Origin of the sequence: Kangiella sp. TOML190 (genome assembly GCF_023706045.1) — a bacterium.
Lineage (GTDB): Bacteria > Pseudomonadota > Gammaproteobacteria > Enterobacterales > Kangiellaceae > Kangiella.
This window is the reverse complement of sequence record NZ_BQYL01000001.1, coordinates 430,228-450,998: the sequence shown is the minus strand read 5'-3', so window position 1 is coordinate 450,998 and position 20,771 is coordinate 430,228. Positions and strand designations below refer to the sequence as shown.

The window sequence follows — 20,771 nt, the reverse complement described above, 5'->3', positions numbered from 1 at the left end:
GCAAAAATGTGACCTTTATCACATTTGTACAAAGGGGTTACAATAAAAGTTATGATTTTGTAAGAAATGAATAAAAAAAACTTATGTGAGAAATTGCTAAATTAGTGATTAATAATATCAGCTGTTAAATAAACTCGAGTGCGATGATCGCTTCTTCAATGCGAACCACGGTCATTTCATGGAGCACCATTTTGCTTTGCTCTTCTCCCAGAATGCCATCAATATGAACTTTAACTTGATCGCCAACGGATAACTTGGCATTTTCATTGTTACGAACGAGTATGCCGCCTTCTGATAAATCAAGGGTTTCACTAAGGAAGACTTGCGCATCCGCTTGTCGAATGGCTACGGGCAATTGAATTCTGACGCGAGTGAAGCGACGAGAGTTTTCGGCGCTAGTTCTTGCTGTGGCGACTCCTGCTGTCATGACAACTCCTCTCTGAAAAAAACAGCCTATACTTATGATATTAAGAATCTCAGAGCCTGTTGTAAAGAAAAATGTGAGCTACATCTCACTTATCAAGTGATATGGCGCTTTAGCAAGCAAAATTGATGGTATTAACTTTAACGGGATTCGCCTAAAAGGTGACAATAAATGTCACAATTGGCCATTAGAGAGTGCATTGGCGAGCTTAATGTAGCTCGCTAGCTCGATATTTTCGGGTCTTAATTTGGGGTCAACGCCCTGCTGGGCAAGGGCTTCATCAGAAAACCATTGCTTGAGGTTATTACGAATCGTTTTACGTCTTTGGTTAAAGGCTGTGATCACTAATTGCTTCAGTTGTTGTGGCTGGACGACCAGTAACTCGCTTGCTGGGCGCGGCACTAGTCGCACAATTGCTGAATCGACTTTTGGAGCCGGTTGAAAAGCACCAGGCGGCACCTCAAACAGCATCTGGGTTTGGCAATAGTATTGGCTCATGACACTAAGTCGACCGTAATGGTTAGTGGATACCGGAGCACAAATTCGCTGCACCACTTCTTTTTGCAGCATAAAGTACATATCTTCAATCAAGTGATTGTATTGCAGCAAATGAAAAATCAATGGGGTCGAAATGTTGTAAGGAAGATTGCCAACAATTCGTAGCTTGGCTTCGGACTTTGTCGTAGCCAATTGTCCAAAATCGAACTTTAAGGCATCGGCGTGGTGAATATGAAAATTGTTTCTGCTGCCAAAGCTCGCTTCTAGTCTTGGGATCAGATCATTGTCCAGCTCAACCACATGTAAGCCTTCAACTTGGTCTACTAGCAATTCTGTGATAGCGCCCAGCCCAGGGCCAATTTCTACCATGCTATCTTGCTTAGTCGGCGCTATGGCATCAACAATCCTTTGAATATAAAACGGATCGGACAGGAAGTTTTGTCCAAAGCGCTTCCGCGCTTGATGGCCTTTGACTAACTTTGATCGTTGCGAATGGCGGTTAGGATCTTTACTCATGGTTAGCCTTGATAAGATCTATAGTGCTGTTAATGGCATATCTCATGCTACCAATATCGGCAAGGTTTTGACCAGCTATATCGAGCCCTGTACCATGATCGACCGAAGTTCGGATGAAAGGTAACCCTAGGGTAATATTGATGGCGTTACCAAAGCCTTTGTATTTAAGCACTGGTAAACCTTGATCGTGATACATGGCTAAAACGCAGTCGGTGTCGGCTAATAGCTTGGGATTAAAGCCGGTATCAGCAGGGATCGGACCAATCAGTTCGGCGGCGAGCTTTTCTCTTAACGCTTCTAGTGTTGGGATTAGGATATCCAATTCCTCTCGACCTAAATGTCCGTTTTCGCCAGCATGCGGGTTGAGTCCAAGTACCATAATTCTCGGTTTTTCCAAGCCAAATTTAAACTTCATTTCATGACAAATGATGGTGATGACTTCTTCTAATAACTGCGGTGTTATGGCCTTCGGCACTTGGCTTAGCGGTAGATGGGTAGTTGCCAATGCAACTCGTAAGCCTTCAGTGGCGAGCATCATGACAACTTTTTCTACGCCTGCTTTGTCGGCAAAAAACTCAGTGTGGCCAGAAAAAGCAATTCCCGCATCATTGATAATACCCTTGTGGACAGGCCCAGTAACAATGGCATTGACTTGCGAATCTAGCGCCATTTGCGCGGCTATGCGCAAGGTGTTGAGTACATAATCGGCGTTAGCTCTGTTAAGCTGACCGGCGATACTTTGCTGACTAAGCGGGACTTCAATAATCTTGATTTGTGACGGCTGCTGAGTCCGAGGGGGCGTGTTAGCCTCAAAAGGAATAAGTTGAAGTGGTAAGCCAAGCTCCTTGGCCGTTTGAGTTAAGAGCTCGGCATCGGCGCAAGCAATTAGTTCGGCATCGAAAGGCTCTTGAGCAATTTTGACTAAAATTTCAGGGCCTATTCCCGCCGGTTCTCCGGCGGTCAGCAAAATGCGAGGGACTTTCATCGTAAAGTTAAATCAGCAAGCTCAGTTAAAAAGGTTAAATCAAGAGTTGAATTAACTGTTATCTTCGACCACTTTTTTAACGTAGGCTTCATCGCGTATCTCTTGCAGCCAAGTTTCAATCTCTTCGGAAAACTTACGACGGCGCAATACCTGCGCAGCTTGGTTTTTCTTCATTTCATCGGTTTGGTCTTCTTGGCGCTCGCCCATTAATTGAACAATGTGCCAGCCGAAACTGCTTTTGAAAGGCACGCTGATTTCATTAACTGATAGCTTGCCAATCTCGTCTTTAAAAATAGGGTCGTAGATTTCAGGGCTTTGCCAGCCTAAATCGCCGCCTAGGTTGGCCGAGCCTGGATCTTTCGAATGCTGTTTGGCTAATTCCGCAAAATCTTTTTCGCCGTTAGTAATTTGCTCGCGCAGTCGAGCCAAGAGCTTTTGTGCATCATCTTCTGTGGTAATGGCATCAGGCTGAATAAGAATGTGGCGAGCATGAACTTGAAAAACCAGATGCTGTTCTTCGCCGCGCTTATCTTGGAGTTTTACAATGTGAAAACCTGAAGGTGAGCGAATCAAACGAGATACTTCACCGACATCCATATAGTAAACTACATCGGAAAATAGTGAGGGCATTGAAGCATCGGTATGCCAACCAAAGTCACCGCCGGATTCGGCATTTGGTCCTTCCGAGTTGTTGGCCGCAATGACTGAAAAGTCACTACCGTTTTGGATCTGCTGCAACAAATTTTTTGCTTTATCTTGATAGTATTTCTCTGTTTGTTCGTCGGCGTCTTCAGGGACTCTGATCAGGATATGCCCCAGATGATATTCAATTTGCTTTTGTGAATCGATCGCCTGGACAATGGATTCCACTTCTTTTTCGCTAATCTTGATACGCTGATTAACAAAGCCTTCGCGCACGCGATTGACCATAATTTCTTTGCGCAAATCGGCCAAGAACACTTCATAATCTAAGCCATCAGCGGCAAGCTTTAGACGAAACTCAGGCATACTCATACCGTTTCTTTGGGCAATTTGGCCTGCAAAGTGCTGCAGTTCAGCATCCGGAATTTGTACTCCCGCTCGCTCTGCCATTTGTAACTGAATGCTTTCCAAGATCAGGTTATCTAGAATTTCTTTACGTAAGACGTCTTCTGACGGCATTTCAGTTCCGCGCGCAATCAGCTGACCACGAACTTGTGCTATTTTGCGATCCAACTCCGATTGCAACACTACGTCTTCTTCGACTTGAGCGATGACTTTATCAATAACTTCTGCCGATACGTTTAGACTCAAAAAGCCAATGCTGGCCGCGAGTACTAGATTTTGTAATTTCATATAATTCTCTAATGCTTTTCTTTGGTATTACTGGTGATTATTTAGCTTCGACTATTGGCCAAGTCGATCTTGATAACCGTAAATGCTTTCTTCAAGGAATTGGGTGGTACTTCCGCGTAGGCTGCCAATACCTTTCAATACAAATTGCACGAAAACGCCTGAATTGTGCAAGTCGCCTTGGCTCGCAAGCAAATCACCCTGACTATCGAGCTGGATATTCAGATAACGACGACTGACGACTCGAACTGCCCAACAGCAGGACTCGTATTCTAGACCAAAAAACGACTCATTGGTTCTATTTTCTGCTAAATCTCGGCTATATCGGCCTAAAATACGCCAGTTTTCGCTGATTGGCCAAGCTGCAGCGAGCTCGATATCTTCTAATTGACGATCAAAATTGCGACGAACACGATGACCAAGATTCAGGATATGATTGGGCTTGGGTTGATAACTAAGCATCAATAACCCGCGTTGGGTTCTTTCTTCTCGGTCATCCCATTCGATACCACCTTTAATTTCCAAATCGTCGGTCCAGCGCCAATTCACTTTGGCCAAGATCCCTGAGCGACCAATGGTTTCAGCGGCTTGGCCGTCGTTTAAAGTGACTTTGCGATCTTCAAAGTAGCCCACACCGCCAAGAGTAACACTGACTCTTTCTTGACCGGATTGATCAATAAAGCGGCTGGTCAGCGATGCGCTGATTTGATTGGAATCACCGATGCGGTCAATTCCAGCAAAACGGTTGCGGCTGAAGAGTTCGGTAAAGTTAAAGGTCGGAACGCTGGTATCGAAAACCCCGATCCCGGTTTGATCTTCGAACGGTGTGTAGAGGTAAAACAGCCGCGGCTCTAGCGTTTGCGTATAGCTATTTTTGCCGATTTGAAGTGGCTTTTCCAAGAATAATCCAGTATCTAAAGAAAAGGTAGGTAGAGTACGATCAAATGACTGCTTCTCGCCACTGACCTCGGTTTGACGGTAGTGGGTCAGCGCAACGCTGAGTTTCGGGCGAATAAAACCGTAAAGACTTTCTAGGTTCCAGCCAACCGTAGGTTCAAGATGATAGCGGTTGGCATCTTCTATTTGAGTTGCTGCATCTTGTTCAAAACGAGTTGCTTGGCCATAAATTTGTGCATAATAATTTTGCCCTTGAAAATAGCGAGTAGCTTCGATTCGTGGCGCTATTTTATAGCGATGGCTGGAAGTATTCAGCAGCTGCCAATCACGATATTGGGTTTTGAAGTTCCAATTTTCGGTTAAATACTGCAGATACAGTTGTTGGGACAAATTAGTTTCATTGCTTGAGGTGACGCCGCCACCAAAGTCCTGAAAATAGGCATCATCACTAACTTTTTGCGCATCAATTCCAGCGCTCCAGCTTTCGCTAAATTGGTTATGGTGTTTGACCGAGTAGGCCCAACGGTTGTCACTAATTTCAGGATTCTTATCGGCTAAATCATCATCGGGTAAGTAGCTAAAGCTCAATTCGCCGTCATATGTTGGTAGTAAATAGCGAAATTCACTGTCTAAACCGGTGCCCCTTTTGCTCATATAACGCGGCGAAAGGGTTAAGTCGTAATTGGGCGCTAAATTCAAATAGTAGGGGGCGCTGATATCGACTCCATTACGATCGGAATTACTAAAAGCGGGCGGTAATAAACCGGTTTTACGCCGATCATCAATTGGAAAGGTGATGTAGGGCAAGTAAAAAACAGGAATATCGGCGACCCTAACCACGCTGCCATAGGCTTCGCCCCAGCCGGATTCTTTGTCAATAACGATCTTGTCGGATTCAAATGCCCAGCTGCGTTGATCTTGCGGGCAGGTCGAAAAGTCCGAATTATAGAGTGTAAGTAGCTGTTTATCACTGATGGTGATACTTTCAGCAGTGCCATTACCATTATTGCTGTACAGATAAAAACGGCTATTGTCGATTTGACTCGAACCATTGGCTTCTTGATAAGCCAATCGATCCGCTTCGACAATGATATCGGGGCTAGCAAAAAGCAGTTCGCCTTCGGTGTGATAACTCTTAGTGGTATTATCAGCGACTAATCGATCTGCTTTGATCAGTTGATCATCTTGTCGGATTTGCACATTGCCGGATAAATAGGCTTTATTGTTCTCAGTGTAACCTTCGTCGGACCAAGCGCGAATTGGGTTTTGCAGTGATGGTTCGCTAAAAGGGTTAGCAAAAGTAGTGTTCGCGCTGATGGGCTCGGGCGCTAAACGGCAAGAGCGAAAATCTGGGAAACTAAATTCGTCTGCGGCTTCTGTAGCTTGGTTAATGGCAGCGGCTTTATTGTTTTTTACAGTAACTTCATCAACTAGTGGGTTAGAGCTGCGGGTTTCCGCTGCAAAGCTTGATGGTAGCAACCCAGCTAGCAGAAAGGCGCTCACACAGCGACTCAAGATCCAACGGGACTTGGAACTTGTTTGAGGCTTTTTATTAAAAAAAGGTTTTACCCTTGGCGTTTTCTTGATTACCATCTAACCGTTATGATCCGAGCCAATTGCAATTCAATCAGATAAGGGGCTAATAATAAACCTTAACAGCAAAGATTGAAAATTTATCTTAATTCTAATCAACCAAATCGGTAACTAATTGAACCCATGATGAACGCTAGACAACAACTGCTCAAAGAATGGTCGCAGCAAACACTGGAGCAAACAGAAAAGCTTTCTGACTACCAGTGGCAACTGGTATCTGGTGATGCCAGCTTTCGGCGCTACTACCGAATAATCTCTGGCGACAATAGCTGGATCTGTGTTGATGCGCCGCCGGAGCATGAAAATTCTGAGCAGTTTATCAAGATCGCCAGCTTGCTTTCACAAGTGAATGCGCCCAAGGTGATTGCTTATGATTTAGAGCAAGGTTTCATGCTGCTTTCGGATCTCGGTGATCAATTGTATTTGCCGTTACTTAATGAGCAGTCAGCAGACAAGCTTTATCAAGCGGCTATCCAAAGCCTTATCAAGATGCAGCAAATTGATTCGGCGAAGATTTTGCCAGCCTACGATGCTAAATTGTTAAATCAAGAAATGGAGCTGTTTCGCGAGTGGTTTTTGCTACAACATTTGCAGTTGACGCTTTCCAGCGATGAAAACCAAATGCTGGACCAATTGTTTCAATGGCTCACGGACAGCGCGTTGGAGCAGCCGCAAGTGTTCGTACATCGCGATTACCATTCGCGCAATATCATGTGGTTACAAGATCAGCCGCCAGGTATTATCGACTTCCAAGACGCGGTGCAAGGGCCTATTAGCTATGATCTCTTGTCACTGCTGCGGGATTGCTACATCGAGTGGCCTGATTATCAGGTGCAGGCTTGGATGGATTATTTTATCGAGCAGTCGGATTGGGAGTTGGATAAAGCACAATTTATCCAATGGTTCGACTGGATGGGCTTGCAGCGCCATATTAAGGTCGCAGGAATTTTCGCCCGGCTGAATTATCGCGACGGTAAAGCGGCTTACTTGAAAGATATACCGCTAACCCTAAGATATATAGTTCGACAAGCTGAAAAATACCCGCAATTAGATGAATTTAGCGACTGGATGCAACAAAAAATCCTGCCCGCTATGGATTCCTTGAAACAAGTGCAATAGCCCAAGCGATACATACAAACCACAAGCAACGACAGGAAAAAGTTTGAGCAATATTAAAAAAGCCATGATTCTGGCTGCTGGCCGTGGCGAGCGGATGCGCCCGCTCACCGACACGCTGCCAAAACCTTTGCTTAAGGTCGATGGTAAAGCCTTGATCGAATACCATATTGAAGCCTTAAAGGATGCCGGAATTCGCGACATCATTATCAACACCGCTTGGCTTGGTGAGATTATTCCGGAATACCTTGGCGATGGCGCCTATTGGGGCGTAAATTTGACCTATTCGCATGAACATAGCGCACTGGAAACTGCTGGCGGTATCCGCAAGGCGCTGGATTTTTTTGAAGAGCAGCCTTTTGTGGTGGTCAATGGGGATATTTGGAGCGATTTCGATTTTGAGCTTTTAAATAAGCCCAAGGCCAAAGCGCATTTGATTTTGGTGCCGAATCCTCAGCAGCATCCCCATGGCGATTTTGGCTTGGATAACGGTAGCGTTTTAGCCAGTAGCGATACTCAATATACCTTTTCCGGTATTGGCGTTTATCAGCCTCAAGTGTTTCAGGGGCTTGAGCTTGATAAGCCGGAACCTTTGGCGCCCATTTTAAGACATTTAATGGAAAAACAAGACGTTACGGGACAGCTTTATCAAGGCCAATGGCGCGATATTGGTACGCCCGAAAGATTGGATGCCTTGAATAAAGAATTTCAAAAGCCAATAAAAACCATCAATTTCGACTTAAAAGACGGCTCAGATCCTCAGGAGACAAGCTAATGGGTTGGATGGGCAAATTAATTGGTGGTTTATTGGGTTATTTGTTTACTCGCGGGCCAATTGGCGCTTTGATTGGTGCATTTTTGGGGCATCAGTTTGATAAGCGTACCGAGGAAATGAAAGAACGGCTCGATCCGGCAGCGCATGAGCGGATCCAAGCGACTTTTTTCACCGCCACTTTTTCCATTATGGGGCATATCGCCAAAGCCGATGGGCGGGTTTCGGAAAATGAAATAGCTCATGCGGAAAATGTAATGAGTCGTATGGGGCTGGATGAAGCTGCCAGAAAGTATGCAATCGATTTGTTCAAGCAGGGAAAAGAGCCGCATTTTGACTTTGACAGCACTATGGCGCAATTTAAGAGCCAAGTAGGTCGTCAGCGTAATTTGCTGCAGATGTTCTTAGAAATTCAGATTAGTATGGCGATGGCGGATGGAGACGTTGATCAGCAAGAGCAGACCATTTTACGTCAAATAGGGCAAAAGCTCGGCTTCGCTAGCTTTGTAATCGACCAGCTGATCAAGATGGTTCAAGCTCAACAACGCTTTTATGAACATTCCCAACACCAGTCTGGACAAGGCACTGCAGGAGCAGGCTATAATGCGCCAAGTATTGAACAGGCCTATCAGGTGTTAGGAGTTTCTGCCGGCGACGATAAGGCGACGGTAAAAAAAGCCTATCGACGCTTAATGTCGCAACACCATCCTGATAAACTGGTGTCCAAAGGTTTGCCAGAGTCGATGATTAAGATCGCGACTGAGAAGACTCAAGAGATCAAAAGCGCCTACGAACTAATCGAAAAACATAAGAATTGGTAAATTGGGCTATTTAGCAGGAAATTGCTTTGTTACGTAATATTTTTTGTTCTTATTTAGACAACTAAACTGCGCATAAAAACCATTGTTTGCTGCGTATTTTTGTCGCACATAAGGCTCAATTACTATCAGCTAATTAATGTTAGCTAAGAATAAATAAGTATATCCTTCAATAGGAAATCAAATGACAAATAAAGAATTAATGACTAAACAAATCGCCATTATGCTGGAAATGCAAAATGCGATGAACACCAAAGTAAACGACAATTGGTTTGAGCAGGGTTTTGAGTGGTATCGAGCTATTTGGATCGAGTGTGGCGAAATGTTGGAACACTATGGTTGGAAATGGTGGAAACATCAACAACCAGATGCTGAACAGGTGAAAATGGAGTTAGTGGATATTTTTCACTTTGGCTTAAGTTCGCGTATCGATGGTCAGATGGACTATTCGGATATTGCGGCGGAGCTAGCCGAGGAATTATCAGAGCCATTGGTTAAAGAGGATTTCAAGCAAACTTTGGAAGTATTGGCTGGCCAAGCGGTCATGTATCAACATTTTGATGGCACCAGTTTCGCAGGTTGTATGCAACAAATGGAGATGCCGTTTGAAGAGTTATACAAAAGTTATGTGGGCAAAAACACCTTAAACTTTTTCCGCCAAGATCATGGTTATAAAGAAGGTTCTTACATCAAAGAATGGAATGGCCGTGAAGATAACGAGTATTTGGTGGATATTTTAAACAGCCTAGATCCATCGGATCATGAATTTAAAGATAAAGTCTACCAAGGCTTAGCAACACATTATCCTAAGTAAATTGATTTAAACGGGGGGACTTAAGCGAGGACTTAAGTAGAAGAAAATATGGCTTATAAAGTTATTTTAAATGGTTATGATAAAACCAATACTAAAGGCACCTATTATATCGAAGTGGATGCTGCCGAAATTTTACAGATGGATCGTAAGGAACTTAAGGGAATTTTAGAAAATCCACCTCATACCATTAAGGATGACTTAGAAAAAGAAGATGCGGAGAAGCTTGAAGAGCGCTTAAACCAAGCTGGGGTAAAGTGCGAAGTTGAGCATGTACGTTTTGATCTGAGCAAATTTTCTTTAGTAGAAGATTAATCCTTAAAAACTTAGAAGCGGATACCGATGGAATCGATTGAGGAAGTCAAAACGCTTATTGGAAAAGCCAAACGCGTCTGTGTTTTAACGGGCGCTGGAGTTTCTGCCGAATCGGGGATTGCAACCTTTAGAGGTTACTCTGAAGAGGCCGGTGAAAGCCTCTGGTCGCAGTATGATCCGCAGCAACTGGCCAGTATTGAAGGTTTTTTAAGAGAGCCTGAAATGGTCTGGCGATGGTATCAATGGCGCCGCCAAGTTAATCAAGATAAACAACCTAATCCAGCCCATACCGCTATAGCCAACTGGCAGAAAGCCGCCAAAAACTCCGGTCAGCAAGAGGTAAGTCTAATCACGCAAAACGTCGATGGCTTACATCAAAAAGCGGGCTCTGATCCGGATCAGTTTTCGGTAATAGAGATTCATGGCAATATTTGGCAGAACCATTGCTTAGGTTGCGACAAGCCCTATTTAGAGGATGTTACTGGAATTCAAACGGTCCCGACATGCCAATCGTGCGGTGGTCAAATACGACCATCGGTGGTCTGGTTTGGCGAAGCTTTAGATGAGACAAAATGGCAAGTTGCCGAAACCGCGGCCTATTGTTGCGATCTATTTTTATCCATAGGAACTTCTAGCCAGGTCTATCCCGCTGCCGGTCTGATGATGCTGGCGAAAAGCCAAGGTGCCAAGGTTGTAGAAGTCAATCCAGAGCCGACCCAAAGCAGGGTGGTGGATTATCAAATTAGAGGTAAGGCGGGAGAAATACTGCCTAAGCTGATAGATTACTAATCGTTACAAAGTGTAAGAGTGTTGATATGAAAAAGGCGGGATACCCCGCCTTTATGGTTAACTATTTAAAACTTAATCTACAAGCTTAAATTCGTCTTTTAGGATCTGAACAATCTCTGCTTTAGGATTATCTGAAAGATGAATTTTCTCACCAGTAATTTTTTCAGCAATGCCAACATAAGTATCGGTAACCATTTGAATGGCGCTAAGTGGTAGTTCATTATCACGAGCTAATGCTTCACGTTCATCCATCCGATCTTTGTTTAACAGAATATCCGGATCAGGGAAGTGGTTTAACAAGAATTGGCGGAAACCTTCTTTGGAGTTTTCGACAATTTTACCTTGTTCTCTGAATACAACACTATCCCAAATACGCGACGAGTCCGGTGTTCCTACTTCGTCCATATAGATCAATTTTTCGTTGCCGTTCTTATCCGTAACGTAACCAAACTCGAATTTGGTATCGACAAACATTTGATCCAATTTGGCTAACTCTTCGCTGATCACATTAAAGCCGTCTTTTAATAGCTTTTCGTATAAGTCGATATCTTCAACAGAAACAAAATTAAAGGCTGCAAAGTTATCTTCGATATTTTGGCGGCTAATGTTGACATCATCTTGCGCTGGAACGCCAGGGATACCTTCGAGGATCCCTTTAGTGGATGGGGTGATTAATAACCCGTCGAGCTTTTGATCTTTAGCTAAGCCTTCTGGTAGCCGGATCCCACAAAACTCACGCTCGCCTTTGGCATAGGCTCGCCACATAGAGCCAGTTATGTATTGACGAGCAATGGCTTCGATTTTTACGGGTTTGGCTTTTTGTACAATCCAAACGAATGGGTGCGGAATTTCCAAGATATGACTGTCGGCCAAGCCATTCTCGCGAAATAATTTAAACCAATGGTTAGAAATAGCGTTAAGTGCCGCCCCTTTGCCCGGTACGCCGCCTATACCGCCTTCGCCTTTCCAGATACAGTCAAAGGCCGAAATCCGGTCGCTGATCACCATAATGGCTAGCGGTGTATCACTCGGAACATCATAGCCCCGTTCGCGGATTAAGCGCTGACTGTCTGTCGCAGTCAGCCAATAGACTGAACGTACTTTGCCGCTGTGTACGGGTTTATCAGTACGGATCGGAAGATCGTTATTAACGGCAAGCACTTTATCCGCGATACTCATGGTTGTTAATCCTGATAATTGCTGGTTGTTAATGGTGCAGGCTATTCGGTTGTTTACGCCTAGCAGCCAAACAAGAAGCGCGTATTTTACCGATAACTGGCTCGGGTTTCCACTAATGCTAAAACCTGTTCGACGTGGGTTAAAGAGGGTAGCTTGTAGTATGATGAAGCAATAGTGGAAGATTTTGCCAAGATGCCTGAGGAGCTTGCGTTGTCTTTTTCAGCGTGCAATTATTGGCAGCCTGTGGATAAAAATTTAGCAGAAAAAGGAGCAGTACTATGGCCAGTCCTGAAGAAATGGCGCAAACTATGCGTAACAATATTCCTGAGAAAACGGGAAAATCGCAGGCCGAATGGAACCTCATCATTAAGGCCGCAGGTTTGGAAAAGCACGGTCAAATCGTCAAGATGTTGAAAACCGAACACGGGGTGACCCACGGTTTTGCTAATCTGCTCAGCTCGGACTTTTTAAAAGATGGCGCGCCAGAAGTATCCGGCGATGATTTGGTGGCGGCTCAGTATGAGAAAAAACCAGATCTAAAACCGATCTATGACAAGTTGTTAAAAGAAGTTAAAAAGTTTGGCAAGGGTATGGAGATTGTGCCTAAAAAAGCTTACGTCAGTCTACGTCATAACAAGCAGTTTGCTTTGATTCAACCGTCAACCAAAACGCGGCTTGATGTTGGCATTAACCTAAAAGGTACTGAGCCGACTGCGCGATTGGAAAGTTCGGGGAGCTTTAATGCCATGGTATCGCATCGAGTTAGGCTTACCGATAGTAAGCAAGTCGATAAAGAGCTGATTGAATGGTTGAAAGCAGCCTATACGGCTGCTGGTTAAATCTATTCTAATTAAGTTTTCGAATCAGCTTTTTTGATTTGCTAATAGCAACAACAGTAGTGACACTGAAGTTTTTTTATGGCTTTATTTTGGAGGATCAGATCCTAAAGAATGTGTGATTGATCACTAAATGTGTTTGAAATTATGCTATTTTGAAATTAGAGAAGGATTAACCGTTTCGCCATAGTAAAGGAGTGATATCTATGAAAACAAAATACTTGTTCAGTGCTTTTGTCTTGCTAAATTTGGTTTTGTTTAGCAGTTTGGCTAAAGGCGATCAAAATAAGACCGGCTGGTTATGGGGAATTGGTGCACTGGCTGATTACCATATCTATGATGATGTCGGCACTCGCACTTTTATCGGCCCTTATATTGGTTATAAAGGTGAGAAGTTTTCTTTTATTGGTCCAGAATTTCGCTATAAATTTTACGAAAAGGATGGGTTCAGAATCGCGGGGCAATTGAGTTTGTTAGCTTGGGGCCATGGCTATGAAGAGGACGATAGTTCTTTGTTTGAGGGCATGGAAGACCGAGATTTTTCTTTTGGTCCAGGGATTGTTTTAGGCTATAAAACGGGGCCATGGGATTTTGAGTTTAACTCTGCTTTCGATGCTTTAAATAATTCCGAAGGTATGGAGTTAATGGCAAAAGCCAGTTATAAATTCCACCTGGGTAGTTTTTCGTTAAAGCCAATGGTTGCTCTGGATTATTTTGATGAAGATTATATGGATTACTACTATGGGGTCAAAGCGAGCGAAGCGACCTTAGCACGTCCCCAATTTAGTGCGGATAGTAGCTTGAATAAAGTATTGGGTATCACCTTAACAACTAATGAGTTTTTTGGTGGCGTGACCAGCTTGAGTGTTCAAAATATTTGGTATGATTCTGATATTGAAGACAGCCCGCTGGTGGATGATGATTCCAATGTCAGAGTATTGCTCAGCTTTACTCGATTCTTTTAAACCTTAATTGTCTAGCAAAAAGCCTGAGTTTGAAGCTCAGGCTTTTTTGTGGCTCGGATAGTGCAAAATCAGTACTTGATACTAAAACAATGCTAAAACGGCGACTCTAGCATTTAAGCAGTAAATTCTGGCGCGACTCCCATTCCCCAAAATAGAACACTAATGGCGATAGAGCCTACGGCTAAGACCATGGCAACTGCGAGAATGGAATTGGTAAACAGAAATCCTTTTTCTTGATTCACTCCCATCATGATAGGTGTGCCGATAAACAGTAAGCGTACCGAGTAAGCTAATGCCGCGATGGTCACTAGGGTATCCAACCATAAAATCGGATAAATACTGACAATACTGGCTAAAAATAGTGGACAAGCCGAATAGACAATCAAGGCAAAGCAGTCCGCAAGGCTAGCATCTGAGCCGTAAGTTTTCGCCATCCAGCGAACAAAGTGAGAAAAAATATAAGCGCCAGCAAGCATCCCAAAATATGCAGCGATCGAAATCCTTAAGGCGCTAGCAGGAGTGAGCTTGGTGGCTTCTTCCGAGCCTACTTGCCAACCGATATAAACGGTGCCGATAAATGCGGCGACAACAGGTATTAAGGCCATAAAAATTAAGAAGCGAACGTAAACTTGGGGGATGGTAAAGTTTTTTGATTTGATGGTTTGCCAAGTTTCTTCGGGTTTATAGAGTAGGTTAAAACGATTTTTCATAATGACATCTCTTAATATTTAGGCATGGCAGCTGGTGCCAGCAAATTGACTCAATTGTTCTAAATCTAAAATGGTAACTTCTTTTTGTTTGAGCTCCAATAGCTCCAATTTATTAAGTTTTTTGAACAAGCGGCTAATAGTTTCCACCGCCATACCAAGATAATTGGCAATATCTACCTGGGTCATGGGAAGCTGGAAACGATCGCAAGCTAGGCCCCGGTTAGAGTATCGCTTCGACATATTGACGATAAAAGCGGCCAACCGTTGCTCAGCATTTTTTTTATTTAACAATAAAAAAAGCGCTTTATCATCCTGAATCTCGTGGCTCATCACCTTTAACAGTTGACTCCGTAGTCCCGGAATTTGCCCTGCCAACATGTCCAGTTTGTGGTAAGGCAAGGCACAAACCAAAGAGGTATCCAGCGCTTTAGCAAAGCTTTGATGACTGTTTTCACTAATCGCATCTAGCCCCAGAATTTCGCCAGGCAAATAAAACCCAGTAATTTGTTCAACCCCATCGACATCCAGTGTGTAGGTTTTTATGCAACCAGAGCGTACCGCAAATAAAGACTCTAAAGTGTCACCATGGCGAAACAAGGTTTCGTCTTTTTGGTACGGCTTGCGGCGTTTGACGATACTATCAAGATGCTCGATTTCTGCATCGGCTAACATCACCGGCAAGCAGAGCTGACTGATACTGCAATTTTGGCATTTTATCTGCTCTAATTTCATGGTTATGTCCCTACAACGTATGTCCTTTTAAGTGTATCAACTAACGTCATCTAGATCACCTTTGAATAGGCTTGTAGCTGTGACAGCTCTTGCAAATAACGGTCAAATTGCATGCAAATAGTGCGGATAAAGAAGCGTCCAACTGGAGTTACCAGAATCTGCTCTGGACTCAGCTCAATCAGACCATCATCGGCAAAGCCTGCAAGTTGAATCAGTTCAGACTCAAAATAACGATCAAAATCGATTGAAAATTGCTGCTCTATGGCAGTCTTATCAAGTGTAAAGTTAGCGATTAAACTCATGATCACGGCCTGTCTAACGTTATCATCAAAGTCCAAATGGTAGCCGCGCCAAATAGGTAGAGACGCTTGCGCGTTTTCAGTAATGGTATTTTCTATCGGTACTTGATCCAGCGCTTGATAATAGTCGTTAAGCTCTACTAGGTTTTGGCTATAACAGTCGCCAACTTTACTAATCGAGGACACGCCTAAGCCAACCAATTGGTAATCCTTATGAGTGGTGTAGCCTTGAAAATTTCGGTTTAGTTGCCCCCTTTGTTGAGCAATAGTTAAGCTATCTTTTTCTCGGGCAAAATGATCCATGCCTATGTAAACGTAGCCTGCCTCAATCAGTTGGTTTTTAGCCAAATCGAAAATAGCCATTTTTTGCTCTGCAGAGGGTAGTTCGTTGCTGTGAATACGGCGTTGCGGTTTAAAGCGGTGCGGTAAGTGTGCATAGTTGTAGATGGCAATCCGATCTGGCGCTAGCTGGATAATTTGCGAAATGGTTTTAGCAACGGATTCCTTAGTTTGTCGTGGCAGTCCGGTAATTAAATCGATATTTAGCGATTGGAACTGCTGTGCTTTTGCAGTTCTCACAAGAGCTGCAACCTCATCGAAACTGTGTTGTCGATTGACTGCTACTTGCACTTGAGGATTCAGATCTTGCACGCCGATAGATAGCCGATTAAAGCCAATGCTGCGATAGAAAATGATGTCCTCAGCATTAACCGTTCTAGGATCGATTTCAATGGCGATTTCGGCATCGGCATTAAGGTCAAATAACTGCGATAAATGATTCATCACGGTGGTTAATTGAGTCTGACTTAAAAAGGTTGGCGAACCACCACCAAAATGAATTTGTCCCACCTGTTTGCTGTTCAATGCTGTTGCGATTAGCTCAGCTTCTTTGAGTAAATATTCAATATAGGTATCAGCTTTGCTGGAGTCTTTAGTAATGATCTTGTTGCAAGCGCAGTAGTAACAGATGTTACGGCAAAAAGGGATATGAATATAAAGGGATAGGGTTTTACCTTCGGTGGCTTGCAGCGCATCTAAGTATTTACTCGGCGAGAAATTTGGATCGAACTCAAGCGCCGTCGGATAGGACGTATAACGTGGGCCGGAGCCATTGTATTTTTCGAGCAGCTTGGAGTCTATCGGCATCATGGTTTGGCAGTGTCAAAAATACTAGATTAATGGTACTGACTGCTGGAAAACAAAAATTGATTTAAATCAATTTTTATCCTTAAGCTTCGGTTGTTTCAGGTTTTAATGCTGATGGTGGTGCTCTTTGGGTGTTTGCTCCTGCTGCTTCGCATCATGTGAATGGTCATGCTGATGCGGATCTGCTAGAGCCGAGTAGATAAAATATCCACCCCAAGCGATAAAAAGTGCTGCTGCAAGATTCCGTAACCAAGGTTGCTGTAAGAAGCTCAATAATTTCTTACTGACCAGTCCGACCGATAACATCATGGGCAAGGTGCCTAGGCCGAAGCAGAGCATGGTAGTAAAGCCCGCTAATGGCGAACCGCTGCTCACCGCTAAGGCCAAAGCGCCATAAACGAGGCCGCATGGCAACAAACCCCACAAGAGACCAATGGCCATCGCTTGGTAGCTTTTGCTGATGGGCAAGAAAGTTTTTTGTAGTGGCTGTACTTTACGCCATATTCGATAGCCGAGCTTTTCCAGAAGCTGTAAAGGGCCATGAATATTGAGCAGGTAAATGCCTAAAAAGATCATAAAAAGGCCACTAAGCAGGGGCAAAATGGGAACTTTTAAATCGGTAAAAAGGTAGCCAAATGTGGCACTAATTGCGCCCAGCAGGGCGTAACTAACGATCCGGAAAAATTGATAAGTAAACGCTAGATTGGTGGCTTTATTTGTATCGATTGCTTGGTTAAATGCTACGGTGATACCGCCACACATGCCTAAGCAATGCAAAGATCCAAATAGTCCCATGGCGAAGGCGGTCCAGTAAAGGCTGTTCATGATTCAGCGTCGTCTTGATCTTTGTTTTGAGCTTTTTGCGGGTGAGATTTCGAGTGCGAGTCGCTTTTGTCATCGTCAAATAATATCTGCTGCGACTCTTTGTCCAGATCGGAATATTGATCACTATTAACGGCCCAAAAAAATAACGCTACTGCGGCAGCTAATAACACTAGAGTTAGTGGGATCAAAAAATAAATAGCGTTCATAAAAATACTCTTTGACGGTTATTTCTTGGGGTTAAGACGCAGTGAATTAATCACCACCACCACTGAGCTGAGCGACATGCCAATGGCTGCTAAATAGGGCGGGATCAGTCCAGCAACGGCAAAGGGGATCATAATAAGATTATAACAAAGCGCCCAAGTTAAGTTTTGTTTGATGATGCTATTGGTTTGGGCTGATTTATCAATGGCGAACTGTAATTGATTAAGATCGGCAGATAATAAATAACTGTCTGCATGGCTTTTGGTTAAATCAGAGGCTCCAGCCATAGCAATAGAGGTATCGCTAACAGCCATCGCTGGCGCATCGTTGATACCATCGCCAACGGTTAAAATTTTACACTTATCGGAACCAGCTTGTAGTTTTTTTAGGTAATCGAGCTTAGCTTGTGGTGTTAATTGGTGTTGCCAATGATCGATGGCTAGTTGCTGTGCCAGCTTTTCGACTTGATCACTAGGGTCGCCGCTTAATAAGTGAAGTTTTTTGCCCATTCGATGCAGTTCAGCGCACGCTCGTTTAGCGCTGTCTCTTAACCTATCGCCCAAAATAATCTTAGCCAGCAGCTGTTGATTATTGGCAAGAAAGAGCCCATTGGCATCAAGCCCATCGTTAAGCACTTGAGTATTCTCGCTAATGAATTGCTGGTTACCAAACCATAGGGTTTCTTGTTGGTATCGAGCGCTCACTCCGGCATAAGGGCGGAGCTGAATATCTGAGGCAACGATATCTTGCTTGGCATAGCTGGTAAAAGCCTGTGCGATTGGGTGCTCGGATTGGGATTCCATAGCAGCGATAATGGCTAGCACTTCGGATGGCTTATGCTCGGTAAAAACGCTAACGGATTGAACTTCCAGCTCGCCTTGGGTTAAGGTGCCGGTTTTGTCAAAAACAATGTCGGTTGTGTGTTCCAGTTTTTGTAGAAAATCTTGATCTTGGATTAAAAAGTTACGCCGATTGAGCGATAAGACGCCACAGGTTAGAGCTACTGGAGTTGCCAGCGATAAAGCGCAAGGGCAACTGACGACTAAAACCGAAATCGTGATCCAGAGCGCATGCTCGGGTGCCTTTAGCCACCAGTAGGCAAAACTTATGCTGGCAATTAATAAAATCACAGCAACAAAATAGCGAGCCACTTTATCGGCTACAAGGGTAATCTTGGGCTTATCGAGTAAAGCCGCTTTTTGCAGCTGTTTAAGCCGCTGAATAAAGCCCTCACCTTTTAGATGAGTAACCTCCATTTCAATCGCATTATCTCCATTAACACTGCCAGCAAGCAATGTGTCGTTAAGCTGTTTATTGACGGGTAAAAACTCACCACTGAGCATGGCTTCATTGACCGAGGTTTGTCCTTTGACTAACAGTCCATCGAAGACGAGGGTTGCTCCTGGTTTTACTAATAAACGATCGCCAACAGTGACCGTTTGCAGTGGCACTGTTTCTAACTGGGTCGGATCGTCCGCTCGAAACTTAGTCACCAATAACTGTTCATCGGTAGTTTTTTGCCAAAATTGTTGACGCACTTTTTGTCGCGCCCGATATTCCAGAAAGCGGCCAATCAGTAAGAAAAATACGAACATGGTCACTGAGTCAAAATAGACTTCGCCGCTATTGGTGAGGGTAGCAAAAATACTGGTTACATAGGCTAAAACTAAGGCAATGGCGATCGGCACGTCCATATTCAGACGGCGATTTTTTAGCGCCCGATAAGCACTTTGAAAAAATGGAAATCCAGAGTACAGCAGCACCGGCGTGGCAACTAAAAAGCTAACCCAACGTAAAAAATTTCGATGCCCAATATCAATATTGTCGAAGGCGCCGATATATAAGGCTACCGCATACATCATCACTTGCATCATGCCCAAGCCAGCCAACCCTAAGCGCTTGAGCCACAATTTATTCTGCTGTTGTTGCAGGGCCTGCGCATCATCTGCACGATAAGGTTTGGCGGGATAGCCTAGTTCATGAAGTAGGGTGAGCAGCTCGCTTAATTGGCACTGCTGATTGTCCCACTCGAGCATGATGGTTTGTTCGGTAATGTTGCTAGTAACCTTGATAACGCCTTTAGCGTCTTGCAAGCGTTTTTCAATCAACCAACTGCAAGCACTACACTGTAAGTTACTACACAGCAGTTCTATACGTTTTTGCTTGGCGCTGGCGTCTTTAGTAAAGCTGGCTTGTACTTCAGCTTGATCAAAAATTTGCAAAGATTCTGGTACAAGACTCTCTGCTTTGGGAGCTGTAGTGGTGCGGAATTTATAATAGTCATCTAAGCCATTGGCAATGATGGTTTCGGCAATGCTGTAACAACCCATGCAGCAAAAGTGCCGCTTTTTACCTTGATAGTGCAAACTTTGCACAAAACCGCGAGGTACCGCAAGGTGACAATGAAAACACGAGAGTGTTTCTTGCGCAGTCATTTAATCGCCAAGGGTTAGGGGCTGTTCGGATGGTAAAAACCAACGACCTTTTAGATGCCACTGTTCTGAGTGGGGCGTTAAAGTCAGGTACCACTTTCCTTTGATGGTCGCGAGCTGTTCGGGTTTTAAAACAGAAAAGTATTGTCCTTCAGAGGCCTGCTGCAATCTCAACTGAAAATCTTTAGCCTTAACTGTGGCATGGCTAAATTCAAGCACAAGGCTTTCCACCACGGGTTTGTCGCTACTTAGGTTAATTTGTAATTTGTCTTGCTCAAAAGCAAGAGTAGCTTTGAGTCCGAGTTGTTGAGCTTTTTTGCTTTTATCGAACTGCTTATTTATGGCAAGGCCTTGCTTATAGTAGTCTTCATTAACTAGAGTATCAGCGCCGTCGATAGAGATGACGATCATGAATATACCGGCTATGACCGAAGCAAGCGGAATAGAAATTAGAAACCAAGGCCAAAATTGCTTATACCAAGGTAGTTGCTGTTCAGTCATGGGTTATCTTCTTTGGTTTTTTAACACAGGTATATTCTACAGGATTATTTTCTCAGGCTTAACTTTTGTAGCTAAT

Annotated in this window: 21 protein-coding genes; 8 read left to right on the top strand and 13 right to left on the bottom strand. The window is 43.9% G+C overall.

Annotated elements, in window-relative coordinates; genetic code table 11:
- Positions 1-124 precede the first annotated feature (124 nt).
- The 5 genes from NFS34_RS02100 to NFS34_RS02080 all read right to left on the bottom strand — a co-directional run bounded on the left by NFS34_RS02100 (position 125) and on the right by NFS34_RS02080 (position 6,155).
- On the bottom strand, positions 125-427 hold the full coding sequence (locus NFS34_RS02100; RefSeq protein WP_251358184.1) for a PilZ domain-containing protein: 303 nt from the start codon (positions 425-427) through the stop codon (positions 125-127).
- Positions 428-598: 171 nt separating this feature from the next.
- Entirely contained in the window at positions 599-1,438 is an 840-nt protein-coding gene (gene rsmA / locus NFS34_RS02095) for a 16S rRNA (adenine(1518)-N(6)/adenine(1519)-N(6))-dimethyltransferase RsmA (protein WP_251358183.1), read from the bottom strand.
- Entirely contained in the window at positions 1,431-2,423 is a 993-nt protein-coding gene (gene pdxA / locus NFS34_RS02090; protein WP_251358182.1) for a 4-hydroxythreonine-4-phosphate dehydrogenase PdxA, read from the bottom strand. Before pdxA ends, rsmA begins: the two co-directional genes overlap by 8 nt.
- A gap of 51 nt (positions 2,424-2,474) precedes the next feature.
- Positions 2,475-3,758, bottom strand: a complete 1,284-nt coding sequence (locus tag NFS34_RS02085; protein WP_251358181.1) for a peptidylprolyl isomerase — start codon at positions 3,756-3,758, stop codon at positions 2,475-2,477.
- A gap of 51 nt (positions 3,759-3,809) precedes the next feature.
- On the bottom strand, positions 3,810-6,155 hold the full coding sequence (locus tag NFS34_RS02080; protein ID WP_251358180.1) for an LPS-assembly protein LptD: 2,346 nt from the start codon (positions 6,153-6,155) through the stop codon (positions 3,810-3,812).
- A gap of 213 nt (positions 6,156-6,368) precedes the next feature.
- Between NFS34_RS02080 and NFS34_RS02075 the strand changes: the two genes are divergently transcribed.
- From NFS34_RS02075 to NFS34_RS02050, 6 genes are all read left to right on the top strand, one after another.
- On the top strand, positions 6,369-7,364 hold the full coding sequence (locus tag NFS34_RS02075; RefSeq protein ID WP_251358179.1) for an aminoglycoside phosphotransferase family protein: 996 nt from the start codon (positions 6,369-6,371) through the stop codon (positions 7,362-7,364).
- A 64-nt stretch (positions 7,365-7,428) separates the two neighbouring features.
- Positions 7,429-8,136, top strand: a complete 708-nt coding sequence (gene murU, locus NFS34_RS02070; protein ID WP_376707951.1) for an N-acetylmuramate alpha-1-phosphate uridylyltransferase MurU — start codon at positions 7,429-7,431, stop codon at positions 8,134-8,136.
- Positions 8,136-8,954, top strand: coding sequence for a co-chaperone DjlA (gene djlA, locus NFS34_RS02065; RefSeq protein WP_251358177.1), 819 nt, complete (start codon positions 8,136-8,138; stop codon positions 8,952-8,954). Before murU ends, djlA begins: the two co-directional genes overlap by 1 nt.
- 181 nt (positions 8,955-9,135) lie before the next feature.
- Positions 9,136-9,765, top strand: a complete 630-nt coding sequence (locus NFS34_RS02060; protein ID WP_251358176.1) for a dUTP diphosphatase — start codon at positions 9,136-9,138, stop codon at positions 9,763-9,765.
- A gap of 48 nt (positions 9,766-9,813) precedes the next feature.
- On the top strand, positions 9,814-10,077 hold the full coding sequence (locus tag NFS34_RS02055) for a ribosomal protein L7/L12 (RefSeq protein ID WP_251358175.1): 264 nt from the start codon (positions 9,814-9,816) through the stop codon (positions 10,075-10,077).
- 27 nt (positions 10,078-10,104) lie between these two features.
- Entirely contained in the window at positions 10,105-10,866 is a 762-nt protein-coding gene (locus NFS34_RS02050; RefSeq protein ID WP_251358174.1) for an NAD-dependent deacylase, read from the top strand.
- Positions 10,867-10,938: 72 nt separating this feature from the next.
- Here the strand turns inward: NFS34_RS02050 and NFS34_RS02045 are convergent, their stop codons facing one another.
- Entirely contained in the window at positions 10,939-12,045 is a 1,107-nt protein-coding gene (locus tag NFS34_RS02045) for a phosphoribosylaminoimidazolesuccinocarboxamide synthase (RefSeq protein WP_251358173.1), read from the bottom strand.
- Between the two features lie 278 nt (positions 12,046-12,323).
- Here NFS34_RS02045 and NFS34_RS02040 point away from each other — a divergent pair, with 278 nt between their 5' ends.
- Together NFS34_RS02040 and NFS34_RS02035 are read left to right on the top strand one after the other, a co-directional pair.
- The gene (locus NFS34_RS02040) at positions 12,324-12,884 is read left to right on the top strand and encodes a DUF5655 domain-containing protein (RefSeq protein WP_251358172.1); all 561 of its coding nucleotides are present in this window, start codon (positions 12,324-12,326) and stop codon (positions 12,882-12,884) included.
- 203 nt (positions 12,885-13,087) lie between these two features.
- Complete coding sequence (locus NFS34_RS02035) at positions 13,088-13,846, top strand: MipA/OmpV family protein (protein WP_251358171.1); 759 nt, start codon at positions 13,088-13,090, stop codon at positions 13,844-13,846.
- Positions 13,847-13,959: 113 nt separating this feature from the next.
- Here the strand turns inward: NFS34_RS02035 and NFS34_RS02030 are convergent, their stop codons facing one another.
- The 7 genes from NFS34_RS02030 to NFS34_RS02000 form a co-directional block, all read right to left on the bottom strand.
- Positions 13,960-14,556 (bottom strand): Yip1 family protein, encoded by a 597-nt coding sequence (locus NFS34_RS02030; RefSeq protein ID WP_251358170.1) that lies wholly within the window; start codon positions 14,554-14,556, stop codon positions 13,960-13,962.
- An 18-nt stretch (positions 14,557-14,574) separates the two neighbouring features.
- Positions 14,575-15,288 (bottom strand): fumarate/nitrate reduction transcriptional regulator Fnr, encoded by a 714-nt coding sequence (gene fnr, locus NFS34_RS02025; RefSeq protein WP_251358169.1) that lies wholly within the window; start codon positions 15,286-15,288, stop codon positions 14,575-14,577.
- 50 nt (positions 15,289-15,338) lie between these two features.
- Complete coding sequence (gene hemN / locus NFS34_RS02020; RefSeq protein WP_251358168.1) at positions 15,339-16,736, bottom strand: oxygen-independent coproporphyrinogen III oxidase; 1,398 nt, start codon at positions 16,734-16,736, stop codon at positions 15,339-15,341.
- Positions 16,737-16,838: 102 nt separating this feature from the next.
- Entirely contained in the window at positions 16,839-17,558 is a 720-nt protein-coding gene (locus NFS34_RS02015) for a sulfite exporter TauE/SafE family protein (RefSeq protein WP_251358167.1), read from the bottom strand.
- Complete coding sequence (ccoS, locus tag NFS34_RS02010) at positions 17,555-17,764, bottom strand: cbb3-type cytochrome oxidase assembly protein CcoS (RefSeq protein ID WP_251358166.1); 210 nt, start codon at positions 17,762-17,764, stop codon at positions 17,555-17,557. Before ccoS ends, NFS34_RS02015 begins: the two co-directional genes overlap by 4 nt.
- Positions 17,765-17,782: 18 nt before the next feature.
- Positions 17,783-20,197: a heavy metal translocating P-type ATPase gene (locus NFS34_RS02005; protein ID WP_251358165.1), complete on the bottom strand. Its 2,415-nt coding sequence runs from the start codon at positions 20,195-20,197 to the stop codon at positions 17,783-17,785.
- Complete coding sequence (locus NFS34_RS02000) at positions 20,198-20,695, bottom strand: FixH family protein (RefSeq protein ID WP_251358164.1); 498 nt, start codon at positions 20,693-20,695, stop codon at positions 20,198-20,200.
- Positions 20,696-20,771 lie beyond the last annotated feature (76 nt).

Excerpts from the sequence above, each read along its gene's own strand:
- ccoS (WP_251358166.1), bottom strand. The coding sequence starts at position 17,764 with ATGAACGCTATTTATTTTTTGATCCCACTAACTCTAGTGTTATTAGCT.
- NFS34_RS02085 (WP_251358181.1), bottom strand. The coding sequence starts at position 3,758 with ATGAAATTACAAAATCTAGTACTCGCGGCCAGCATTGGCTTTTTGAGT.
- rsmA (WP_251358183.1), bottom strand. The coding sequence starts at position 1,438 with ATGAGTAAAGATCCTAACCGCCATTCGCAACGATCAAAGTTAGTCAAA.
- NFS34_RS02015 (WP_251358167.1), bottom strand. The coding sequence starts at position 17,558 with ATGAACAGCCTTTACTGGACCGCCTTCGCCATGGGACTATTTGGATCT.
- NFS34_RS02050 (WP_251358174.1), top strand. The coding sequence starts at position 10,105 with ATGGAATCGATTGAGGAAGTCAAAACGCTTATTGGAAAAGCCAAACGC.
- djlA (WP_251358177.1), top strand. The coding sequence starts at position 8,136 with ATGGGTTGGATGGGCAAATTAATTGGTGGTTTATTGGGTTATTTGTTT.
- NFS34_RS02000 (WP_251358164.1), bottom strand. The coding sequence starts at position 20,695 with ATGACTGAACAGCAACTACCTTGGTATAAGCAATTTTGGCCTTGGTTT.
- murU (WP_376707951.1), top strand. The coding sequence starts at position 7,429 with ATGATTCTGGCTGCTGGCCGTGGCGAGCGGATGCGCCCGCTCACCGAC.
- NFS34_RS02045 (WP_251358173.1), bottom strand. The coding sequence starts at position 12,045 with ATGAGTATCGCGGATAAAGTGCTTGCCGTTAATAACGATCTTCCGATC.
- NFS34_RS02100 (WP_251358184.1), bottom strand. The coding sequence starts at position 427 with ATGACAGCAGGAGTCGCCACAGCAAGAACTAGCGCCGAAAACTCTCGT.
- NFS34_RS02060 (WP_251358176.1), top strand. The coding sequence starts at position 9,136 with ATGACAAATAAAGAATTAATGACTAAACAAATCGCCATTATGCTGGAA.
- NFS34_RS02055 (WP_251358175.1), top strand. The coding sequence starts at position 9,814 with ATGGCTTATAAAGTTATTTTAAATGGTTATGATAAAACCAATACTAAA.
- NFS34_RS02040 (WP_251358172.1), top strand. The coding sequence starts at position 12,324 with ATGGCCAGTCCTGAAGAAATGGCGCAAACTATGCGTAACAATATTCCT.
- NFS34_RS02005 (WP_251358165.1), bottom strand. The coding sequence starts at position 20,197 with ATGACTGCGCAAGAAACACTCTCGTGTTTTCATTGTCACCTTGCGGTA.
- hemN (WP_251358168.1), bottom strand. The coding sequence starts at position 16,736 with ATGATGCCGATAGACTCCAAGCTGCTCGAAAAATACAATGGCTCCGGC.
- NFS34_RS02035 (WP_251358171.1), top strand. The coding sequence starts at position 13,088 with ATGAAAACAAAATACTTGTTCAGTGCTTTTGTCTTGCTAAATTTGGTT.
- pdxA (WP_251358182.1), bottom strand. The coding sequence starts at position 2,423 with ATGAAAGTCCCTCGCATTTTGCTGACCGCCGGAGAACCGGCGGGAATA.
- fnr (WP_251358169.1), bottom strand. The coding sequence starts at position 15,288 with ATGAAATTAGAGCAGATAAAATGCCAAAATTGCAGTATCAGTCAGCTC.
- NFS34_RS02075 (WP_251358179.1), top strand. The coding sequence starts at position 6,369 with ATGATGAACGCTAGACAACAACTGCTCAAAGAATGGTCGCAGCAAACA.
- NFS34_RS02030 (WP_251358170.1), bottom strand. The coding sequence starts at position 14,556 with ATGAAAAATCGTTTTAACCTACTCTATAAACCCGAAGAAACTTGGCAA.